This window comes from Amycolatopsis sp. NPDC021455 (assembly GCF_040640995.1).
GTDB lineage: Bacteria > Actinomycetota > Actinomycetes > Mycobacteriales > Pseudonocardiaceae > Amycolatopsis.
This window is the reverse complement of sequence record NZ_JBFACT010000110.1, coordinates 1-18858: the sequence shown is the minus strand read 5'-3', so window position 1 is coordinate 18858 and position 18858 is coordinate 1. Positions and strand designations below refer to the sequence as shown.

Here is an 18858-nt window from a genome sequence, read left to right as displayed (position 1 = left end):
TTTTTTAGTTGTCTATTCCGCTCTCACGGGGGGGGGGGCGGGGCCCCCCCCCCCCCCCCAACGCCACATTGGGTGCGTCTGACGCAACCAACGCCACATTGGGGCGCTCTGGACCGGGCCTAGTCGTGGAAAGCGTGTTCCGGCGCCGGGAACTCGCCACGCCGGACGTCCTCCGCGAACGCCGTGGCGGCGTTCTGCAGCACCGTCGCGACGTCGGCGTAGCGCTTGACGAACCGCGGCGCCTTGCCGCGCCGCAGCCCGGCCATGTCCTGCCAGACGAGCACCTGCGCGTCGCAGTCCGGGCCGGCGCCGATGCCGACCGTCGGGATCTTCAGCTCCGCCGTGACGCGCTTCGCGGCTTCGGCGGGCACCATCTCCATCACGACCGCGAACGCCCCGGCCTCCTGCAGCGCCAGCGCGTCGGCGAGCAGCACGTCCGCCGCTTCGCCGCGCCCCTGCACCCGGTAGCCGCCGAGGTTGTGTTCACTCTGCGGGGTGAACCCGATGTGGCCCATGACCGGCACGCCCGCCGACGTCAGCGCCTCGACGTGCGCGGCGAACCGCCGCCCGCCTTCGAGCTTCACGGCGTGCGCGCGGCCCTCCTTCATGAACCGCACCGACGTCTCGAGCGCCTGCTGCGGCGAGAGCTGGTAGGACCCGAACGGCAGGTCGGCGACCACCAGGGCCCGCTTGACCGACCGGGTGACCGCCCGGACCAGCGGCAACAGCTCGTCGACGGTCACCGGCAGGGAGGTGTCGTAGCCGAAGACGTTGTTGGCCGCGGAGTCGCCGACGAGCAGCACGGGGATCCCGGCCTCGTCGAACAGCGCGGCGGTGTACATGTCGTAAGCGGTGAGCATGGGCCACGGTTCGCCGCGTTCCTTGAGCTCACGCAGGTGGTGGACGCGGACCTTCCGGCCCGACGCCGGTTTGGCGGCGGGTCCGGTGCCGTAGGGGGCGGGTTCTTCAGCGCTGGCGGACATCGTCGTCGACCGTCCTTCCCTCGGGGCCTTGGTGGGGTCCCCGGGTCGTGGAGCTGGGGCTTCCCAAAGCGTGACACGCTCTCCGACCGCTCCCAACCTCGTGCGACCAGCTTCACACCCTCGAGGAGGAGCCCCCGTCAGCCTTCAGGTTGATGTCCGGGGACAACCAACTTGGGTTCACTTACGTCAAGAAGAGGGCATGACCCCCGATCGGCCGGGAAAGGCGACGAAACCAACGATGGGAAACCTCGCGAGCACGCGTCCCCGCCTCCCCGTGTGGAAGGCGAAGGCGGGCGGGATCGTCGCGACCGTGGTGCAGCTCGCCGCGGTGTTCTCGGTGATCCTGCTGTTCACGAACGGTGCGCACGGCCGGGTCCTCAACGGCATCGACATGGCCTTTTCCGCGCTGAGCGTGCCGACCAGCGCCAGCCTGGTGATGGTCCTGCTGCTGGTGGTGCTGGGCGGCGCCCTGCGCCGCCGCAAGAAGGCCGCGCTGTACACGCTGGTGCTGTTCCAGGTCGGCGGGCTGCTGCTCACCCTCGGCCTGCAGGCGACCCTGCTGTTCTCGCCCGAGCTGCTGGCGCTCGGTCCCAAGCAGATGCGGCACATCCCCAACCAGCTGTGGGCCCTCACCGTCGCCGACGTGCTGTCGGTCGGCCTGATCGTGTTCCTGCTCGCGCTGCGCCCGGCGTTCCCGGCCCGGCTGGCGCCGAGCGCCTGGCGTGACGGCCTGACCATGCTGTTCGGCGGGTTCGCCGTCGTCATCCTGGTCGGCTGGGGGCTGACGGAAGCGTTTCCCGGGCACCTCGGCGACACGTGGGAGCGCTTCGCCTGGGTCGTGAACCACGCCACCGGCGAGAACCTGCAGCTGCGCCGGATCGGCGTCGGCGAGGGGCCCGCCTGGCTGGACGTGTTCCTCGACCTCAGCGCGACGGCGGTCGCCACCGGAGCGCTGTACATGCTCTTCCGCGGCGTACGCAGCCGTGGCCTGCGTACGGATGAGGAAGAGCTTCGCCTGCGTCAGCTGCTCGCCGAACACGGCGAGGACGACTCCCTCGGCTACTTCGCGACGCGCCGCGACAAGAGCGTCGTCTTCGCGCCGAACGGCCGCGCGGCGGTGACCTACCGCGTGCTCGGCGGCACCAGCGTCGCCAGCGCCGACCCGGTCGGCGACCCGGAGGCGTGGCCCGACGCGGTCCGCGCGTGGCTGGACGAGACGCGCACGTACGGCTGGACCCCGGGCGTGCTCGGGGCGAGCGAGCACGGCGCCAAGGTCTACGCCGCCGCGGGCCTGCGCGCCTTGGAAATCGGCGACGAAGCGGTGCTCGACGTCCGCGAGTTCAGCCTCGCCGGGCCGGAGCGGCGCTCGGTGCGCCAGGCCGTCAAACGCATCCAGCGGGCCGGCTACACCTCGCGTGTCCGCCGCCACGGCGAAATCCCCGAAGGCGAGATGACCGAGCTGCTCGCCCGTGCCCAGGCGTGGCGGGGTGCCGAGACCGAGCGCGGGTTCTCGATGGCGCTGGGCCGGCTCGGCGACCCCAGCGACGGCCGCAGCGTGATGGTCGAGGCCTACGACGCCCACGGCGAGCTGCGCGGGCTGCTGTCGTTCGTCCCGTGGGGCCGCCGGGGGCTCTCGCTGGACCTCATGCGCCGCGACCGCGACGCCGAAAACGGCCTCAACGAGTACATGATCGCCGAGGTCGTCGCGGCCGCGCAGCACCTCGGCGCGCAGCGGATCTCGCTCAACTTCGCGATGTTCCGCGCGGTGTTCTCCGAGGGCGAGCGGATCGGCGCGGGCCCGGTGCTGCGGGCCTGGCGCGGGATCCTGAGCGTGTTCTCGCGGTTCTTCCAGCTGGAGTCGCTGTACCGGTCGAACGCCAAGTACGGGCCGGACTGGGAACCGCGGTTCCTCTGCTACTCCTCGGCCCGGCGGCTGCCGCGCGTCGGCATCGTCGCGGGCGCGCTCGAAGGGTTCGTCCCGACCGGACGGTCGCGGTCGCTGCGGCTGGAGACGGTCGGCGACGACTTCGTCGCCCGCGTGAAGGCGATCGAGGAGTCCGCGGCGTCGCCGGCGCCGAAGCCGGTGCGGCGGCCCGAGCAGGTCCGCGTGCGCATCGCGAAGCTCGACAAGCTGCGCGAGGCCGGCATCGAGCCGTACGGCGTCGGGTTCCGCCGCGACGACCACATCGGCGACGTCGTCGCGAAGTTCGGCGACCTCGCTCCGGACAGCGCGACCGGGCACCGCGTCCGGATCGCCGGGCGCGTGCTGAACATGCGCATCCTCGGCGGGCTGTGCTTCGCGCGCGTGAAGGACTTCAGCGGTGAGATCCAGCTGATGCTCGAGGCGGGCGAACTGGACCTCACCGGCTGGCGGACGGGCGTCGACCTCGGCGACCACGTCGGCGTCAGCGGCCAGGTCGTGACGTCGAAGCGGGGCGAGCTCTCGGTGCTCGTCGACGAGTGGACGGTCACCGCGAAGTGCCTGCACCCGCTGCCCGACAAGCGCAAGGGCCTCACGGACCCGGAGACGCGGGTGCGGCAGCGTTACCTCGACCTCGCCGTCAACCCGGACTCGACGAACATGCTGCGCCTGCGGTCCACCGTGGTCCGCGCGGTGCGCGACCGGCTGCACCACGCCGACTTCCTCGAGGTCGAGACGCCGATGCTGCAGACGGTCCACGGCGGCGCCAACGCCCGGCCGTTCGTCACCCACATCAACGCCTACGACATGCGGATGTACCTGAGGATCGCGCCCGAGCTGTACCTCAAGCGGCTGTGCGTCGCCGGCGTCGAGCGGGTCTTCGAGCTCAACCGCAACTTCCGCAACGAAGGCGTCGACGCGACGCACAACCCCGAGTTCACGATGCTCGAGGCGTACCAGGCGTACGCGGACTACGACTCGATGCGGGTGCTGACGCGGGAACTCATCCAGCACGCGGCCGAAGCGGCGTACGGCGCGCAGATCGTGCGGCGGCCGGACGCCGACGGGAAGCTCGTCGACTACGACATCTCCGGAGAATGGCCGGTGGTTCCGGTCCACGAAGCCGTCTCGGCGGTGTTCGGCGAGGAGATCGACTCGGGGACGCCGGTGGCCGACCTGCGCCGCCTGTGCGTGGCCGCGGGGGTGCCGGTGGGGGAGGACCCGAGCCACGGCGATCTCGTGCTCAAGGCGTTCGAGCACCTGGTCGAGGGCGCGACCGTGCTGCCGACCTTCTACACCGACTACCCGACCGACGTCTCGCCGCTGACCCGCCAGCACCGCGTGGACCCGCGGCTGGCCGAGCGCTGGGACCTCATCGCGTTCGGCTCCGAGGTCGGCACCGCCTACACCGAGCTGACCGACCCGATCGAGCAGCGGCGGCGGCTGGAGGCGCAGTCCCTGCGCGCCGCCAGCGGCGACGTCGAGGCGATGGAGCTGGACGAGGACTTCCTCCTCGCCCTGGAGCACGGCATGCCGCCGACCGGCGGGCTCGGCCTGGGCGTCGACCGGCTGCTGATGATGCTCACCGGGGCCTCCATCCGCCAGACGGTCCTGTTCCCCTTCGTCCGACCGCAGGCATAACGACTCGGTGGACCTGGTCACGGTGACGGGCCGTGGCCCGGCCGGTCGCTTACGCTCTGCCTCGTGCGCACGGCTCGGATCGCCTCGGCCCTTCTGATAGGGGTGGCCGTCCTCGCGTATTCGGGCTGGCTGCTGGAGTTCTTCCTGCCGACCGGGGTGTCCCCGGTCCGGGACCCGGTCGAGGCGCTGCTGACCGGGCCACCGGTGTTCCGGGTCCTGCTCGCTGTGTCGGGGGTCGCGTTCGTGCTCGCCGGGCCGCCGCTGCACCGGCTCGGCCCGGTCCAGTGGTCGGCGCGGTTCAGCTCGATCTCGGTGAGCGCGTTCGGCGTGGTCGTGCTGCTGCAGGCCGCCTACCCGGAGTACGGCGTCGTGCTGTCGGCGCTGCTCAGCGTCATCCTCGGGGTCGGGGTGGTCAGCCTGATCCTGTGGTGGCCACCGGGCTGGCGCGCGCTCGCCGTCGCCGGCCTCGCCGTGGTGGTGGCCACCTCGGTGGCCGTCGTGCTCGCCCGGGAGCTGGGCGCCTTCGAGGGTGTCTTCACACGGGTCCAGCTGGTGGTGCGCGCGACGCTGTACGCCGTGGGCGGGACGTACGCCTTCGTCAAGCCGGCGCCGCGGCACGCGCACCGATAGCGGAAATCCCGCCCGTTTTGTCGGTGGTGGGTGGCACGATCGCCGCAGGTGTCCCAGACGGAAGGATCGACATGGCGGGAAACGTGCGCCCGGTGGCCGACGAGCGTGACGGGCTGCTGAGCTTCCTGGAGCAGCAGCGGTACGTGCTCAGGTTGGCGGCACACGGGCTGACGGACGAACAGGCGAGACTCACCCCGACGAAGAGCACGCTGTCGGTGGGCGGGCTGGTCAAGCACGTCGCGAGCACCGAGTACGGCTGGATGGACACGGTGCTCCAGGTGCCGCAGAAGCCGTTCGGCGAGGCGATGGCGGAGTACCAGGACGCGCACCGATTGCGCGAGGACGAGACCCTGGCGGGCGTCCTGGCCCGCTACGACGAGGTGGCCGCCCGCACGGCGGAGGTGATCGCGGGCATCGACGACCTCGGCCAGGCGGTCCCGGTGCCGAAGGGCGTGCCGTGGTTCCCCCAGGACGTCGAGGCCTGGTCGGTCCGCTGGGTCCTGCTGCACCTGATCCAGGAGACGGCCCGCCACGCGGGCCACGCGGACATCATCCGCGAGCACATCGACGGCGGCACGGCGATGCCCCTGATGGCAGCGGCCGAGGGCTGGCCGGAAACCCCGTTCATCAAGCCCTGGACCCCGGCATCCCAACCAGCCTGACGGGCCCGGCTCGCGGCCCCCACCGCGAGTCGACCCTCCAATCACGCGAGTCGACCCTCGAATCACGCGTGATGCCTCTCCAATCACACGCGATGCCCCTTCAATCACGCGTGATGCCCGTCCGCGCACGGCGGGACGGCTCAGAACAACGTCGGCTCGTCGGCGAGCGCGCCCTCGATCACGAGCATCCGGCGTTTCGTGCCGACGCCGCCCCGCGCCGAGAACCCGCCGTCTTTGCCGCCGGCCGCCAGCACCCGGTGGCAGGGCACGATGATCGGGAACGGGTTGTGCCCCATCGCCTGGCCGACGGCCTGCGCGGACCCCGGCTGCCCGAGCCGGTGCGCGATGTCGCCGTAGGTGAGCGTCTTGCCGGGCGGGATCGTCCGCGCGACCTCGTACGCGCGGCGGTGGAACTCCGGCACCCCGGAGAAGTCCAGCTCCACCGAGGCCAGATCGCGACGCGTGCCGCTCAGCAGCGCCACGATCCCGTCCACCGCGGCCCGCACCGGCGGAGGCGGCGTCCCCTCGACGGCGTCCGGGAACCGGCGGACCAGCCACGCGCGGGTCCGCGCCGCACTGCCCTCGGGCAGCGACGTCCCGACCACGACGTCGTCGCGCCACGCGACCCCGCAGGCCCCGATCGCGGTGTCGAACACGGTGAGCCCCACTGTCATCCCGTCACGATACGACCGGGGTACGACAAAATGGGCCCGTGCTCGATCACCTCGTCTACGCTGGGCCCGACCTCGCCGAGGCCGTCGCCCGGGTCACAGCGCTCACCGGGGTCACGCCCGCGCCCGGCGGCCGTCACCTCGGCCTGGGCACCGCCAACCACCTCGCCGACCTCGGCGCGGGCATGTACCTGGAGGTCATCGGCCCGGACCCGGCGCAGCCGGATCCGGAAGGGCCGCGGCCGTTCGGGATCGACGAGCTGACCGAGCCCGCGCTGGTCGCGTGGGCGGTCCGCACCCGGGACATCGATGCGACGATCGCCGCGGCCCGCGCCCGCGGCTTCGACCCGGGCGACGCGATCGAGATGTCCCGCGAAACCGGAGACGGCGAAGTGCTGCGCTGGCGCCTGACCCCGCCGAGCGCCCCGGGCACGCTGCGCCCGTTCCTCATCGACTGGGGCAGCACTCCGCACCCGACGACGCGTGGCCTGCCGTCCCTGCCGCTGCTGATGGTCACCGGCACCCACCCGGACCCGGCGTCGGTCCACGAAGCGACCGACGCGCTCGGCCTCGAGTTCCTGGTCCGCCGCGCGGACAAAGCCGGCCTCACGGCGGCCCTCCGAACTCCGGAAGGCCGCCAGGTCGCCCTCGGCTGAAAAGCCGTGAAGGCCTCCTTCCCGGCCATAAGAGCCGGGAAGGAGGCCTTCACGGACTTCAGGCCTTGCCCTCGCGCCAGAGGTTGGTCATCGGCAGCCGCCGGTCGCGGCCGAAGGCCTTGAACGTGATCTTCGTGCCCGGCGGGTACTGGCGCCGCTTGTACTCGGCCTTGTCGACCATCCGCACCACGCGGTCGATGGTCTCGGGGTCGAACCCGGCCTCGATCAGGTCGGCGTACCCGCGGTCGCCCTCGACGTAGTCGTCGAGGATGTCGTCGAGCAACGCGTAGTCGGGCAGCGAGTCGGTGTCCATCTGCCCCGGCCGCAGCTCGGCCGACGGCGGCTTGGTGATCGAGTTCTCCGGGATCGGCGGCGTCTCACCGCGTTCGGCCGCGAGGTCGTTGCGCCAGCGCGCCAGCTGCCAGACGTGCGTCTTGAAGACGTCCTTGATCGGGGCGAACGCGCCGACGGCGTCGCCGTAGATCGTCGAATACCCGACGGCGAGCTCGGTCTTGTTACCCGTCGCCAGCACCAGGTGACCGTCCAGATTGGACAGTGCCATGAGGAGCATGCCCCGCGTCCGCGCCTGGATGTTCTCTTCGGCCAGCCCCGTCAGGGAAAGCTGGTCGACGTACACGCGCACCATGTCCTCGACCGGCTCGACGCGGTAGTGCGCGCCGATCCGCTTCGCCAGGTCGGCGGCGTCGTCCTTCGAGTGCCCCGACGAGTACTTCGACGGCATCGAGACGCCGTAGACGTTGTCGCCGCCCAGCGCGTCCGCCGCCAGCGCCGCGCAGACGGCCGAGTCGATGCCGCCGGAGAACCCGAAGATCACCGACGAGAACCCGTTCTTGTGCACGTAGTCCCGCAGCCCGACGACGAGCGCGTGCCACACCTCGGCCTCGTCCGACAGCGGCTCGCTGATCACCGGCGTGGCCGTCGGTTCGTAAGCCGGCAGCGGGGCCGCGCTCAGCACCCGGCGCCGGACGTGCAGGCCTTCGAGTTCGCCGTCGGCGGCGTGCCCGCCCGAGGCGAGGTCCATGTCCAGCACGAGCAGGTGCTCGACGAACTGCGGCGCGCGGGCCAGCAGGGTGCCGTCCGCGCCGACGACGAGCGAGTCGCCGTCGAAGACGAGGTCGTCCTGCCCGCCGATCTGGTTGGTGTAAACCAAAGGCGCTCCGGCTTCGGCGGCCCGCCGGGCGATGAGCGGCAGCCGCTGCTCGTCCTTGGACCGCTCGTACGGCGACGCGTTCGGCGCCACGACGAGGTCGACGCCGGCCCGGCCCAGCGCCGAGATCGGGCCGCCGTCCTGCCAGACGTCCTCGCAGATGACCATGCCGATGTCGAGCCCGTGGAACCGGACGACGTCGAGCGTGGTGCCCGGCTTGTACCAGCGGTGCTCGTCGAAGACGCCGTAGTTGGGCAGGTGGTGCTTGAACTGCCGCGCGACGACCTCGCCGCGGTACAGCGCGGCCGCCGCGTCCCGCGGGCCGACCTCGTCGAGGTCGAGGTACCCGATGTAGGTGAGCACTTCGCCGCAGCCGGCCTCGTCGAGCCGGCGCGCGAGCGCCTCGACGCCCTGCCGCGAGGCGGCGGCGAAGGTCTTGCGCAGCGAGAGGTCCTCGATGGGGTAGCCGGTCAGGGACATCTCGGGGAAGACGACGACGTGGGCGCCGGCTTCGGCGGCCCGGCGGGTCCACTCGACGTGCAGGTCGGCGTTGCCGTCGAGGTCGCCGACGGTGGGGTTGACCTGGGCGAGCGCGATGCGCAGTTGCGGCATGCCGCCATTCTGGCTCACGGCCACCCACCCGGCCGAGCGAATGTGGGCGAAACGCCACGCTCAGGTGGATGCGACCGCGTCCCGGTGCTTGAGCTTCGCCATCCGCCCGTCCGGGTGATGCCAGACGACGCCCTCGAACTCCGGGTGCGCCCGCAGCCAGGCCATCAGCCCGTCGAAGTCGCGCGGGACGTCGGCGAACTCCTCCGCGGTCGCGTGTGGCACCAGCCGGTGCACGCCCTCCGGGCCTCTTCGAAGAACTTCGCGAACGCCGACTGCGCGACCGGCTCCCAACGTCGGGATCTTGCGCATGTCCCCATCTTGCTGGGCAGCGCAATCGAAAACCCCCGCCCGGCGAACCGGACGGGGGCCTGTCGAAGGCGGGAACTACTTCCGCTTGATCATGCTCCGGACCTTCTTGATGGTCTGCTCGAAGTCCGAGTCGAACGGGTTGTCGTGCACGAGGTACGTCCACGTCGTGTTCGCCCGCCGCACGCCGGCGTCGCCGAGGTCGATGCCCTCGTCGGTCAGCTCGGCCTCTTCGAGGGTCTTCGCCGCCCGCGAATCGGCCTCGGCGATGATCTTGTGGAACTCCGGGATCGCCGCGCGGTGGAACTCGTCCAGCGGCGTCTCGCGCGCCAGCGCCCGCAGGTGGATGCTCTCCCGGACGTCGGTGAGGTACGCCAGGTGGTCGGACCACAGCTGGTCGATGTGGAACAGCAGCACCTCGCGGCACACCTGCTCCAGCTTGTCCTGATCGTCCAGCTTTTCCTTCAGCTCGCCGAACTTCTCCGGGTGCGCCTTCTCCAGCACCTCCGCCGCGTACGCGGTGCGAAGCACCTTGTCGCGGTGCACCAGCAGGTCACGCCGCTGCCGCTCGATCAGCCGCGTGTAGCGCCAGGTGTTCCGGTGGATCTCGAGGTCGACGCCCTCGGCGACGCGCTGGGCGTGGTTGAGCTGCCGCAGCGCCGCCGGGTCGGTGATCTCGCCGGTCTCCTCGTCGTCGGTGATGCCCTCGGGCACGTCCGGCGCGTTCGACAGCACGAGCTCGTCGTTCAGGCTCGCGAAGAAGATCGCGCTGCCCGGGTCGCCCTGACGGCCGGAGCGGCCGCGCAGCTGCCCGTCGAGCCGGCTCGACGGGTACCGCGCGGTGCCGATGACGTGCAGGCCGCCCAGCTCGACGACCTCGTCGCGGCTCTCGCCGTCGGTGCCGCCCAGCCGGATGTCGGTACCGCGGCCCGCCATCTGCGTGGACACGGTGACCGCGCCCTTCTTGCCCGCTTCGGCGATGATCGCGGCTTCTTCGGCGTCGTTGCGCGCGTTGAGCACGACGCACTCGAGGTCGACCTTCGCGAGCTTCTCGGCCAGCTCTTCGGACTCGGCGACGTCCTGGGTGCCGACGAGGATCGGCCGCCCGGTCTCGTGCACCGTGCGGATCTCCTCCTCGATCGCCCGCAGCTTCTGCGACGGCGACGCGAAGATCCGGTCGGGCAGGTCCTCGCGGATGTTCGGGGTGTTCGGCGGGATGACCGCGACCTCGAGCTCGTAGAACTCCCGCAGCTGCTCGGCGACGGCGACCGCGGTACCGGTCATGCCGGCGACCTCGGGGTAGCGCGCGAGCAGCGCCTGGACGGTGATCGAGTCGAGGATCTCGCCGCGGTCGGTGGCCGTGACCTGCTCCTTCGCTTCGACGGCGGCCTGCAGGCCGTCCGGCCAGCGCTGCAGCTCGGCGACGCGCCCGCGGGCGGCGTTGATGAGCTGCACCTTGCCGTCGCGGACCAGGTAGTCGACGTCGCGGGTGAGCAGCGCGTGGGCGTGCAGGGCGACGTTGACGGCGGCGAGCCGGTCGGACGCCTGCTCGTTGAACAGGTCGTCGACCTCGATGCCGAGCGACTTCGCGACGACGGACGAGCCGGCGTCGGTCAGCCAGGCGTTGCGGCCTTCGCTGTCGGTCTCGTAGTGCAGGTTGAGCCGCAGCCGCCGGACGATCTTCGCGACCTCTTCGTCGGCGTCGCTGCGGTCGATCGAGCCGGCCATCACCAGCGGGACGCGGGCCTCGTCGACCAGCACCGAGTCCGCCTCGTCGACGATCGCGACCTCCGGGGCCGGCTGCACGAGGTCGTCCACGTGGGTGACGAGCCGGTCGCGCAGGACGTCGAAGCCGATCTCGGCCACGGCACCGTACGTGACGTCCTTGGCGTAGGCCTCCTTGCGCTCCTCGCGCGAGTGCGCCGGCTCGACCCAGCCGACCGACACGCCGAGCAGCGCGTAGACCAGGCCCATCCACTCCGCGTCGCGCCGGGCCAGGTAGTCGTTGACGGTCACGACGTGAACGCGCTTTCCGCGGATCGCGTAACCGGCCGCGGCCAGCGCGCCGGCGAGGGTCTTGCCCTCACCGGTCTCCATCTGCACGACGTGTTTGGTGAGCAGGCCCATCGTGCCCAGCACCTGCACGTCGAACGCGCGCTCGCCGAGGGCCCGCCGGGCGGCCTCGCGGCCCAGCGCGCACACCTCGACCAGCTGGTCGTCGCCGAACGCCGTGTCCTTCAGCGTCTCGCGAAGCTTGCCCGCCCGCTCGGTCAGCTCCTCGTCGGAGAGCTTCTCGAGCTCGGGTTCGAGCTTCTCGACCGCGGGCAGCAGTGCTTCGTAGCGGGTCAGCTCGACGCTGCCCGGCCGCTGGATGATCCGGCGGAGCTTCTTGCTCACCCGGCTGATCAGTGCTGCCACCCCTGGTCTCCCGTTCTCTCTCGCTCGACCGGCCTCCACCACCCAACGCGACGGTGGTGCGTTCGAGTTCCGCGGCCGGATGGGACGATCCAACCGTGTTCCCTCATCCCAGCGCCAGGTCCCCTCGTCGCCGGATCCTCGCGATCGCGACATCCGTGCTGTTCGCGGCCTCGCTGACCGCCTGCACGTCCACCGGCACGACCGCGCCCGCGCCGACGACCGAGTCGCACCCGCCGTCCGGGCCGGTGCCCGCCGGGCTGGAGCGGTTCTACGGCCAGAGCCTGACCTGGGCCGACTGCGCACCTTACGCGACGTCGGAAGACTCGAGGTCGGCCTTCCAGGCGAAAGGCGTCCAGTGCGCCCGGCTGACCGTGCCGCTGGACTACGCGAAACCGGCGGGCGACACCATCACGCTGGGCCTGCTCCGGCACAAGGCCACCGACGCGGGCGCCCGGATCGGGTCGCTGGTCGTCAACCCGGGCGGCCCGGGCGCCTCGGGCATGGTCGCGGCGGCCGGGCTGATCAAACCGGCCACCAGCACAGGCCTCGCCAAGCGCTTCGACCTGGTCGGATTCGATCCGCGGGGCATCGGTGCGAGCCAGCCGGCGATCCACTGCCTGACCGACTCCGAGCGGGACGCCGACCGCGCGGACGACAGCGAGACCGACGGCTCGCCGCAGGGCGTGCTCAAGCAGGAAGCCCAGGAAAAGGACTTCGCCGCGAAGTGCGCCCAGCGCACCGACGACGGCACGGCGATGCTGGCCAACGTCGGCACGCGGGACGTCGTGAAGGACCTGGACGTCCTCCGCTCGGTGCTCGGCGACGAAAAGCTCACCTATTTGGGCTACTCCTACGGCACCCGGATCGGGTCGGCCTACGCCGAGGCGTTCACCAAGAACGTGCGCGCGATGATCCTCGACGGCGCGGTCGACCCGGAGCAGGACGCGGTCGAGTCGCTCGTCGCGCAGGGCCAGGGCTTCGGGACGGCGTTCACCCAGTTCGCGAAGTGGTGCACGGCCCAGCAGGACTGCGCGCTCGGCCAGGACGCGGGCGCCGCGGTCAAGCAGTTCCAGAACCTCGTCCGGCCGCTGATCGACTTCCCGGTGCCGGTCGGCGACGGCCGCAAGCTCTCCTACGAGGACGCGACCACCGGCGTCATCCAGGCGCTCTACCAGCAAACACTCTGGGACACCCTGAACACGGGCCTCAACGAGCTGAAGCAGCAGCGCGGCGCGACGCTGGAGAAGCTCGCCGACATCTACAACGAGCGCGACTCCGACGGCAAGTACGGCACCACGCAGGACGCCTTCACGGCGATCCGCTGCGTCGACGACCCGCGCGTCACCGACCCGAACGTCATCCTCAAGGCGCAGGAGGAGTACGTGAAGGTGGCGCCGTTCCTCGACGACGGCCGCCCGGCTTCGGCGGCTCGGGACGCGTGCGCGTTCTGGCCGGTGCCGAACACGTCCCAGCCGCACGTGCCGAACGTCGAAGGGCTGCCGAAGACGCTGGTCATCTCGACGACCAACGACCCGGCGACGCCGTACCAGGCCGGCGTCAACCTGGCGAAGGGCCTGAAGGGTGCGTTGCTGACCTTCGAGGGCACCCAGCACACGGTGTTCCTGCAGGGCGTGAAGTGCGTGGACCAGGCGGGCACGGACTACCTCGTGGACGGCACGGTGCCGCCGGAGGGGACGCGGTGCTCGGGGCAGTAGCTGCGGTGGCTACTGCTGCTGGTCGGTGAGCGAAAGCTCGATCATCACCGGGCTGAGGTGGTCGTCCGGCGGCGGGATCTGCGCCCACAGCCGGACGAACCGCCGGGGCAGGCTGTCGGAGACCCACACCTTGACGTTGAGGTCGGCGTCGACCTGCGCGAGCACGCTGTGCGCGACGGCGGCGGGCACTCGGCCGCCGACCCGCAGCGCGGACGCGCCGTCGACGTTCTCGCGGCCTTCGGTCTTGGCGTCGGTCACCGCGTCGAGCAGCCGCTTCAGCCCGCCGTGCGCGCCGAGGAACCTGCTGACCGTGTACGCGTCGGGCAGCGGGCCGGCCCCGAGGTCGGTCGAGACGTGCTGACCGTTGACCCTGAAGTGGAACTTCACGTGCCCGCCGCCGGCGTTGTCGTCCTGGACGTCGGCCGTGCCGGTCGCGGACTCGCCGTCGTCGAGGGTGGCGTTGCCCTCGATCTGGCGGAGCGGGAAGCCCGGCAGGACGCCGTTGACGCCCGCCGCGAAGTGCACGCCTCGGACGGACGCGAACGACTTCGCCGCGTCGCTCACCAGCTCGGCCCCCGGCGGGAACGGCCCGCGCGTGTCGGGCAGCCCGGTGCACCCGGCCGTCAGGACCGTCGACAGAAGCACGAGCAGCAGGGTGAAGCGCGACATCCCCTGAGCGTACTGAGCACCGCTTGTTGGCCCGATCCTTGCGGATGATGTCCTTCCGGCCACTTCCGTGGCCTCGCGCGCGCGATGAGACTGCGTTGGTGACTGTCGAGACCCGTCCTGCCCCAAAGCTGCACCGCGCCTGGCTGATCGCCGGTGCCGCCTTCGTCGCCCTGCTCGCCTCCGCGGGCTTCCGCGCCGCCCCCGGCGTCCTGATCGAGCCGCTGCACGAAGAGTTCGGCTGGTCCACGGCCACGATCAGCTCGGCCGTCTCGGTGAACCTCGTGCTCTTCGGCCTCTTCGCGCCCTTCGCGGCCGCGCTGATGGAGCGTTTCGGCATCCGCCGGGTCTCGGCGACGGCGTTGACCGTGATCGCCCTCGGCGCGGGGGGCACGGTGTTCATGACCGCGAGCTGGCAGCTCGTGCTGTGCTGGGGCGTGCTGGTCGGCCTGGGCACCGGCTCGATGGCCATGGGCTTCGCCGCGATGGTCGCGACGCGGTGGTTCGTCCGCAGCCGCGGCGTCGTCACCGGCGTCCTGACCGCGGCGGGCGCCACCGGCCAGCTGATCTTCCTGCCGCTCATCGCGAACCTCGCGGTGACCTCGGGCTGGCGGACGGCGTCACTGGTGATCGCGATCGCCGCGCTCGCCGTCGTCCCGGTGGTCCTGCTGGTCATCCGCGACCACCCCGCCGACGTCGGCACCACGGCCTACGGCGCACCGGCGGACGCCGAGATCGTCCGCCCGGCCTCGACGACCGGCTCGGTCCGCCGCGCCCTGTCCGTGCTGGGCCAGGCCGCCCGCACGCGGACGTTCTGGCTGCTCGCCGTCGGCTTCGCGATCTGCGGCGCGACGACGAACGGCCTGGTCGGCACCCACTTCGTCCCGGCCGCGCACGACCACGGCATGCCGCAGACGACCGCGGCGAGCCTGCTGGCGCTGGTCGGCGTCTTCGACGTCGTCGGCACGATCTTCTCCGGCTGGCTCACCGACCGCGTCGACCCGCGGATCCTGCTGGGCGTCTACTACGCGCTGCGCGGGCTTTCGCTGGCGTTGCTGCCGCAGCTGTTCGCCGGCTCGGTGCAGCCGAGCATGTGGGCGTTCATCCTGTTCTACGGCCTCGACTGGGTGGCCACGGTCCCGCCGACCGTCGCGCTGTGCGTCCGCGCGTTCGGCGACGCCGGCCCGATCGTGTTCGGCTGGGTCTTCGCCAGCCACCAGCTCGGCGCCGCGTTCGCCGCGTCGGCCGCCGGCCTGGTCCGCGACCACCTCGGGAACTACACCCTGGCCTGGTATTCCGCGGCCGTCCTCGCCGTCATCGCGTCGGTCGCTTCGCTGGCCATCAGCCGGGCGAAGAAACCCGTTGCGGTACTCGCGACGTGACTTCCACGGCTTCGGCGCGTCGTGAAACATGGCGTTAACACGCTGTGGTTAGGGTGCGGCCATGGATCGCCAGCAGGAATTCGTGCTCCGCACGCTCGAGGAGCGCGACATCCGTTTCGTCCGTCTCTGGTTCACCGATGTGCTGGGGTTCCTCAAGTCCGTCGCGGTCGCGCCGGCGGAGCTCGAAGGCGCCTTCAACGACGGCATCGGCTTCGACGGCTCGGCCATCGAGGGCTTCGCCCGGGTCTACGAATCGGACATGATCGCCAAGCCCGACCCGTCGACGTTCCAGGTCCTGCCGTGGGAAACCCCCGACGGCGGCCCGTACTCGGCGCGCATGTTCTGCGACATCGCGATGCCGGACGGCTCCCCGTCCTGGGCCGACCCGCGGCACGTCCTGCGCCGCCAGCTGTCGAAGGCGGCCGAGGCGGGCTTCACCTGCTACGTCCACCCCGAGATCGAGTTCTTCCTGCTCTCGAACATGCCCGAGGACGGCAGCGAGCCGGAACCCGCGGACAACGGCGGCTACTTCGACCAGGCCAGCCACGCCACCGCGACGCACTTCCGCCGGCACGCCATCGAGACCCTCGAGGCCATGGGCATTTCGGTCGAGTTCAGCCACCACGAGGGCGCGCCCGGCCAGCAGGAGATCGACCTGCGGTACGCCGACGCGCTGACGATGGCCGACAACGTGATGACGTTCCGCTACGTCGTCAAGGAGGTCGCGCTGACCCAGGGCGTGCGCGCGACGTTCATGCCGAAGCCGTTCACCGACCAGCCGGGTTCGGGGATGCACACGCACGTCAGCCTGTTCGAAGGCGACCGCAACGCGTTCTACGACGCCGAAGACCCGCACGAGCTGTCGGAGACCGGCAAGGCGTTCGTCGCGGGGGTGCTCCACCACGCGAAGGAGATCTCCGCGGTCACCAACCAGTGGGTGAACTCCTACAAGCGCCTGATCAGCGGCAGCGAGGCGCCGACGACGGTCTCGTGGGGCCGCGCGAACCGCTCCGCGCTCGTCCGCGTCCCGATGTATTCACCCGGAAAGGCGTCATCCCGCCGGGTGGAGATCCGTACGCTGGACTCGGCGTGCAACCCGTACCTGGCGTACTCGGTCATCCTGGCCGCCGGGCTCAAGGGGATCGAGAAGGGCTACGAGCTGCCGCCGCCCGCCGAGGACAACATCTGGCAGCTGAGCGACGCCGAGCGGCGCGCCGCCGGGTACTCGCAGCTGCCGCAGAACCTGGGGGAGGCGCTGGCCGAGATGGAGAAGTCCGAGCTCCTGCCGGAAGCCCTCGGCGAGCACGTCTACGACTTCTTCCTCCGGAACAAGCGCGTGGAGTGGGACAACTACCGCAGCGCGGTCACCCCGTACGAACTCCGAACGCTCCTGCCGGTGCTCTGATGGGGCGGCGGCCGGTGTTCCTCGCGATCCTGGCCGCCGCACTCGTGCTCGTCCCTGCCGCGCCCGTCGCTTCGGCGGCCGGCCGCTTCGACCTCGACTCCGCCGACATCCCGGCGCTGCAGGCGCGGATGGCGTCCGGCCGGCTCACCGCGGTGGACCTGACCAGCACTTACCTCGACCGGATTCACCGGATCGACGGTAAGGTCAACGCGGTCCTGGCGCTGAACCCGGCCGCTCTCTCGCAGGCTTCGGCCAGTGACGCGCGACGCCGCGCACACCGCCTGCGTGGTCCCCTCGACGGCATCCCGGTGCTGGTCAAGGACAACGTGGACACCCGCGACCAGTGGACGACGGCCGGGTCGCGGGCCCTGCGCGGCTACCCCGCGAAGGACGCCACCCTGATCACCCGCTTGCGTGACGCCGGCGCGGTGATCCTCGGCAAGGCGAACCTCTCCGAATGGGCGAACTTCCGCGCCGCGAAGCCGACGTCCGGCTGGTCGGGCGTCGGCGGGCAGACGAACAACCCGTACGTGCTGGACCGCAACCCGTGCGGGTCGTCCGCCGGATCCGCGGCCGGCGTGGCGGCGTCGCTGGCCCAGGTGGCGATCGGTTCGGAGACGGACGGCTCGATCGTGTGCCCCGCCGGGATGACGGCGACGGTCGGTCACAAACCGAGCCTCGGCCTGGTCAGCCGCACCGGCGTGGTGCCGATCTCCGCCGAGCAGGACACGGCGGGCCCGATCGCCCGCAACGTCGTCGACGTCGCTCTGACGCTGTCGGTTCTCCAGGGGCGGGACCCGTCGGATCCCGCCACGCTGACCTACCCGCGTAACCAGCCGGGGGACTACGCGAAGTTCCTCCGACCGGGTGTCCTGCGCGGCGCGCGGATCGGCCTCTGGCGGCTGCCGGTGCTCGGCCAGGCGACCGACGCGATCATGACGTCGGCGCGAAACTCGCTGGTCAAAGCGGGTGCGACGGTCGTCGAAGTGAGTTTGCCGTACCAGGACCGGCTGCTGGAGCCGGAGTTCCCGGCGCTGCTCACGGAGTTCCACCGCGACATCGACGCGTACCTCGCGACGCGGCCGACCGGGCCGCGGAACCTGGCCGGGCTGATCGCGTACAACCGCGCGGACCCGCTGGAGCAGACGTGCTTCGCCGGACAGGAGCTGTTCGAGCAGGCACTGGCCGCGCCCCCGCCGTCCGATCCGGGGTACCTCGCCGGCCGGGCAGAGCTGTCGGACCTGGCGCGCCGGTCACTCGACGAAACCCTCGTCGCGTACGACCTCGACGCGATCGCGTCGCCGACCAACCCGCCGGCGTGGAAGACGGACTGCGCGGTCGGCGACAACGACGTGATCCCGTCGTCGACCCCGGCCGCGGTGGCCGGCTACCCGGACGTGACCGTGCCTGCCGGGTTCGCCGGACCGCTCCCGGTGGGGATCTCGTTCATGGGAGCGCGGTGGTCCGACGCCCGGGTGCTGGCGTTGGCGGCGGACTTCGAACGGGTCGCGCCGGCCCGGGTCCCGCCCCGGTACCTGCCGACTATGCCGTCGTAGCCGTCCGTAAGCACTCTGACCTGCGGCGATGTCGTTAAGTGACCCCCCTGTTTTGGGGTGGTTCCGGGGCATGTAATCTTCTCTTCGTCGCCAGGAACACCGGGTCACACCGGGGCCGCAAGCCCCGGAGACCAGGCCGGGACGAGCGGGTTGACACCGCGGATCGGACCGGGTAATGTTCAGCGTCGGCCCACGAGCGGCCGCCGACCCCCTACGACTAAACCCGTAGGATTCGGCATGCTCGACCAAAAGCTTGTGAATATCGCTTGGAACAACTGCCGAGGATTTAGCCGCGGATAACGCGGTTGGATTCAGAGTGTGTTGCTTGAGAACTCAACAGTGTGCTAGTGAACTAAGCCAGTAGAGCTTATTTTATGGTAACCCCCTCGTCGGGGTTTCCTTTGAGAGCAAGTATTTTGCCTCGATTGAATTCGAAGACATTGTTGGAGAGTTTGATCCTGGCTCA

Annotated in this window: 14 protein-coding genes; 8 read left to right on the top strand and 6 right to left on the bottom strand. The window is 70.9% G+C overall.

The annotated features are described in order from the left end of the window. Positions 1–119: 119 nt before the first annotated feature. Positions 120–983 (bottom strand): 3-methyl-2-oxobutanoate hydroxymethyltransferase, encoded by an 864-nt coding sequence (panB, locus tag AB0G28_RS47085; protein WP_361105411.1) that lies wholly within the window; start codon positions 981–983, stop codon positions 120–122. Between the two features lie 238 nt (positions 984–1221). Between panB and lysX the strand changes: the two genes are divergently transcribed. The 3 genes from lysX to AB0G28_RS47070 all read left to right on the top strand — a co-directional run bounded on the left by lysX (position 1222) and on the right by AB0G28_RS47070 (position 5837). Continuing rightward, positions 1222–4545 (top strand): bifunctional lysylphosphatidylglycerol synthetase/lysine--tRNA ligase LysX, encoded by a 3324-nt coding sequence (lysX, locus tag AB0G28_RS47080; protein WP_361105417.1) that lies wholly within the window; start codon positions 1222–1224, stop codon positions 4543–4545. Positions 4546–4608: 63 nt separating this feature from the next. Then, entirely contained in the window at positions 4609–5175 is a 567-nt protein-coding gene (locus AB0G28_RS47075; RefSeq protein ID WP_361105408.1) for a hypothetical protein, read from the top strand. Positions 5176–5246: 71 nt separating this feature from the next. After that, the gene (locus AB0G28_RS47070; RefSeq protein ID WP_361105405.1) at positions 5247–5837 is read left to right on the top strand and encodes a DinB family protein; all 591 of its coding nucleotides are present in this window, start codon (positions 5247–5249) and stop codon (positions 5835–5837) included. Positions 5838–5977: 140 nt separating this feature from the next. Here the strand turns inward: AB0G28_RS47070 and AB0G28_RS47065 are convergent, their stop codons facing one another. Continuing rightward, on the bottom strand, positions 5978–6511 hold the full coding sequence (locus tag AB0G28_RS47065; protein ID WP_361105402.1) for a methylated-DNA--[protein]-cysteine S-methyltransferase: 534 nt from the start codon (positions 6509–6511) through the stop codon (positions 5978–5980). A 38-nt stretch (positions 6512–6549) separates the two neighbouring features. Here AB0G28_RS47065 and AB0G28_RS47060 point away from each other — a divergent pair, with 38 nt between their 5' ends. Then, positions 6550–7164, top strand: a complete 615-nt coding sequence (locus AB0G28_RS47060; protein ID WP_361105399.1) for a VOC family protein — start codon at positions 6550–6552, stop codon at positions 7162–7164. A 58-nt stretch (positions 7165–7222) separates the two neighbouring features. On the opposite strand, the gene AB0G28_RS47055 is transcribed toward AB0G28_RS47060, so the two are convergent. From AB0G28_RS47055 to secA2, 3 genes are all read right to left on the bottom strand, one after another. Then, a complete protein-coding gene (locus AB0G28_RS47055; protein WP_361105396.1) occupies positions 7223–8944 on the bottom strand; it encodes an NAD+ synthase in 1722 nt (573 codons plus the stop codon). 60 nt (positions 8945–9004) lie between these two features. Beyond that, a complete protein-coding gene (locus AB0G28_RS47050) occupies positions 9005–9178 on the bottom strand; it encodes a hypothetical protein (RefSeq protein ID WP_361105393.1) in 174 nt (57 codons plus the stop codon). Positions 9179–9328: 150 nt separating this feature from the next. Continuing rightward, a complete protein-coding gene (gene secA2 / locus AB0G28_RS47045; protein ID WP_361105390.1) occupies positions 9329–11668 on the bottom strand; it encodes an accessory Sec system translocase SecA2 in 2340 nt (779 codons plus the stop codon). A 155-nt stretch (positions 11669–11823) separates the two neighbouring features. Between secA2 and AB0G28_RS47040 the strand changes: the two genes are divergently transcribed. Next, positions 11824–13383 carry an alpha/beta hydrolase gene (locus AB0G28_RS47040; protein WP_361105414.1) on the top strand — a complete coding sequence of 520 codons (1560 nt, stop codon included), beginning with the start codon at positions 11824–11826 and terminating at the stop codon, positions 13381–13383. 9 nt (positions 13384–13392) lie between these two features. Here the strand turns inward: AB0G28_RS47040 and AB0G28_RS47035 are convergent, their stop codons facing one another. Next, a complete protein-coding gene (locus tag AB0G28_RS47035) occupies positions 13393–14052 on the bottom strand; it encodes an LppX_LprAFG lipoprotein (protein ID WP_361105387.1) in 660 nt (219 codons plus the stop codon). Positions 14053–14150: 98 nt separating this feature from the next. Between AB0G28_RS47035 and AB0G28_RS47030 the strand changes: the two genes are divergently transcribed. From AB0G28_RS47030 to AB0G28_RS47020, 3 genes are all read left to right on the top strand, one after another. Then, positions 14151–15431, top strand: a complete 1281-nt coding sequence (locus tag AB0G28_RS47030) for an MFS transporter (protein ID WP_361105384.1) — start codon at positions 14151–14153, stop codon at positions 15429–15431. Positions 15432–15492: 61 nt separating this feature from the next. Then, positions 15493–16836, top strand: coding sequence for a type I glutamate--ammonia ligase (glnA, locus tag AB0G28_RS47025; RefSeq protein WP_361105381.1), 1344 nt, complete (start codon positions 15493–15495; stop codon positions 16834–16836). Further along, complete coding sequence (locus AB0G28_RS47020) at positions 16836–18392, top strand: amidase (RefSeq protein WP_361105378.1); 1557 nt, start codon at positions 16836–16838, stop codon at positions 18390–18392. Before glnA ends, AB0G28_RS47020 begins: the two co-directional genes overlap by 1 nt. The last annotated feature ends 466 nt before the right edge of the window (positions 18393–18858 follow it).